Source organism: Sphingomonas sp. CCH9-F2 (assembly GCF_001556735.1).
Classification (GTDB): Bacteria; Pseudomonadota; Alphaproteobacteria; order Sphingomonadales; family Sphingomonadaceae; genus Sphingomonas; species Sphingomonas ginsenosidimutans.
The window spans coordinates 1-3,107 of record NZ_LSJO01000020.1 but is presented as its reverse complement, the minus strand read 5'-3'; the positions used below and the strand labels follow the sequence as shown (position 1 = coordinate 3,107).

Here is a 3,107-nt window from a genome sequence, read left to right as displayed (position 1 = left end):
AGCCCCGCCGCCATCCCCGCGATGCCGGCCACGAACAGCCGTTTCGCCGCGGCGGTCACGGGCTGGCCGCGGCGCAGGTAATCGCCCGCCAGCGTCCCCAGAAGCCCCTGCGCGATCGCGGGCAGCGTGCTGAGCAGCCCCTCGGGATCGTAGCCGTCCGGCCCCTTCACATAGCGCCAGTTGCCGAACACCGCGCGGTCCACCCAGGACACGAAATTATGCCCCTGCACCCATAGGTCGGTGGCGCTGCCGTCGGGCATCGGCAGCAGGCACAATCCCCAATAGCCGACCAGCAGCACCCCCGCCGCGATCGCCCGCGCCCGCCCGCTCATCCGCGGATACAGGATCGCGCAGATCGCGAAGACGATGCCGATCCGCTGCAGCACGCCGGGCAGGCGCGGCACATATTTGTGGAAGTCCGCCAGGAAGAACATGTGGCCGAGCAGCAGGCCCAGCAGGATCATCCGCCCCGCCCGCGCCAGCACGCGCCGCGTCGCCGCCGCGCCGCCCGCGTCGGGCTTGGCCGAAATCGCGATCGACACGCCCACCATCGTCAGGAAAGCCGGGAACACCGTGTCGGCCAGCGTGAAGCCCGCCCAGTCGGCGTGGAGCAACGGCGCGAACACCGGCTTGTCCAGCCCCTGCACCCCGGCGGTGGCGTTGACGGTGATCATTCCCGCCACCGTCACCCCGCGCAACAGGTCGAGCGAGCGCAGCCGCCGCCCGGCCCGGTCGTGCGGATCACGCGGTCCCGTCGCCACCGGCCCGACGGGCGCATCGGCTGCGGGGGAGGAAAGGTGCGTCGCGGTCATGTCCGTTCTCTCCCCGATCGTCCCATCAGTAGGTCAGCCGCAACCCGAGGTAGACGGTGCGCCCGTTGTCGTAATAGGCGCGCGGGATCGCCGGGTCGCCGACGAAATAGTAGAGTTTGGCGTTGGTGATGTTCTGCGCATCCGCGCTCAGCGCGATATGCGGGGTGACATGGACCAGCAGCGATCCGTCGAGCTGCCCGAACCCGTCCTGCCACATCGGCGTCGCGCGATCGATGCCCGACCGGAACTTCGACCGGTAGCTGTACGCCAGCCGGGTGCTGATCAGCTTGTCCTCGTAATAGCCGGTCAAATTCCAGGTATGTTTGGAATTGCCGTCGATCTCGCGGCTGAAATTGTCCGCCGCGGTCACCGCGTCGGCGTTCTTCCTGGCGTCCGAATAGGTGTAGTTGGCGATGAAGCCGAACCCGCCGTAGATCGGCTGCTGCCAGTTGACCTCCACGCCCTTGTTGACGCCGCCACCGCCGTTGACCGGCTCCTCGATCAGGAAGGTCGCGCCATTGGGGTGCAGCACGGTGCGGTAGAAGCGCCGCGACGTCGTGGTGGTGATATAGTTGCTGATGTCGAGCGCGAAGACGCCGACCGAGAACAGCGCCTGCGGCCCGTAATAGAATTCCGCCGCCAGGTTGAATTGCCACGCGCGGAACGGGTCGAGCCGCGGATTGCCCCCCGCGCTGCCCGACAGGCTGAGATCGTCGAGCGAGAAGGCGCCGGCCAGCTGCGCATAGCCCGGCCGCGACATCACCTTCGCCACCGCCGCGCGCAGCAGCAGCTTGTCGGTCGCATTATAGGTCAGGTTGGCGCTCGGCAGCACGTCCCAGTACGACCGCCCGTCGTTCACCGCGCCGAACTCGCCGAACTTGTTGATGATCGTCGGCGTGACGTTGGGCGAATATTGCAGCGTGCTGATGTCGGTGTGGATGCTGCGCAGGCCGATGTTGCCGCGCCAGTTGCGGTCGTTGCCGACCTTCGCCATCGCGTAGAAGGCCGCATCGTCCTCCTTCACCGAGAAGCTCGACGGCGGGTAGAAAGCCTCGCTGACGCCCCCCCGGGTGTTCAGGATCGCCTCCACCTTGCCCAGGTCGGCCAGCGAATAGCGAGTCGCCGCGCCGATCCGGCGGTTGAAGTCCGCCGGGGTGGTCGCGCCGGCATAGACGTCGAACAGCCCGATCTGGTTGGTGTTCGACGCGCCGTTCTGCGGGTCGACCGCCGGCGTTTCGTTACCCGCCCACAGGATGCCGGTGGCGTTGACCGCGCGCTTGTGGCTGGTGAAGCGCGCACCGGTCTTGATCGAGCGTAGCCAGCTCGAGTCGGGATACTGCTGCTCCAGGTCGGCCTGGGTGTAGAATTCCGTGTCGGGCGAGATCGTCGAGCCGCCCCACGTCCCGCTGAAATAGTTCTTCAGATAGGCCGCCGACGTCGGATCGGTCGGCAGGCCGGGATAGCTGATCGTCGCGCCCTTGCCCGCGATCGCGTAGCTCATGCCGGTCTGCCAATAGCTTTCCCAGGCCCGCTCCTTGCTGGTTTCGCCACGCCCCTCGGTATAGCCGATGTTGGCGTGGACGGTCAGGTCGTCGGCCGGGTTCCACTTGGCCTCCAGTGTGCCGTTCCAGGTCGAGGAGAAAGCGCTGCGGAAGATATCGTCCTGCACGCGCCCGAACGCCGGCTGTCCGCCCGCACCGTTCGCCCCCCAGGCGGCGGAGGTGAGGTAGGTGATCCCGCCATAATCCTTGGTGGTATACTGGCCCAGCGAATAGCCCGGCGTCCCCGGCGTGGAATTCTCCGTCACGAGCTTGCTGGTCCACGCCATGCTGTTCACGTTGACGTTATTGGCGCTCATCCGCGTGTACAGGCCGGTCGCGGTCAGCTCCAGCCGGTCGGTCGGCTTGAACTGGACGGTGACGGTCCCGCCCTTGCGGATACGCTCCTGCGTGAAATAGGCATTGCCGATCAACGCCGGATAGACGACGTCGGCGCCGCTGCCGGCGAAGTCCTCCTGCGTGGCATAGCCGAGGAACTCCTGCCCGTCGCGGCGGAACGCGCGCGCTTCGTAGAAGCCGGCGGCGAGCACGCCCAGCGTCCCGGCCTTGTTCTTCCAGCTCGCCACGCCCGACACCTGCGGCTTCCACTTGTCGGACAGGTCGTTGTAGACGCCCTGCGCGGTCAGGTTGAACGTGCCCGACGGCAGGTCCAGCGGCATCCGGCTGTGGACGTTGATCGTGCCGCCGATCCCGCCTTCGGGAATGTCCGCCTGCGCGCTCTTGTACACCTCCAGGC

2 protein-coding genes are annotated in these 3,107 nt (G+C 67.2%); both read right to left on the bottom strand.

Going from position 1 to position 3,107, the window contains the following annotated elements; translation table 11 throughout:
- Nucleotides 1–812 (bottom strand): acyltransferase family protein (locus AX685_RS00770; RefSeq protein WP_156445577.1); only part of this gene is annotated, 812 nt, incomplete at its 3' end.
- A gap of 25 nt (nucleotides 813–837) precedes the next feature.
- A partial coding sequence (locus AX685_RS00765; RefSeq protein WP_066484363.1) for a TonB-dependent receptor occupies nucleotides 838–3,107 on the bottom strand: 2,270 nt, incomplete at its 5' end.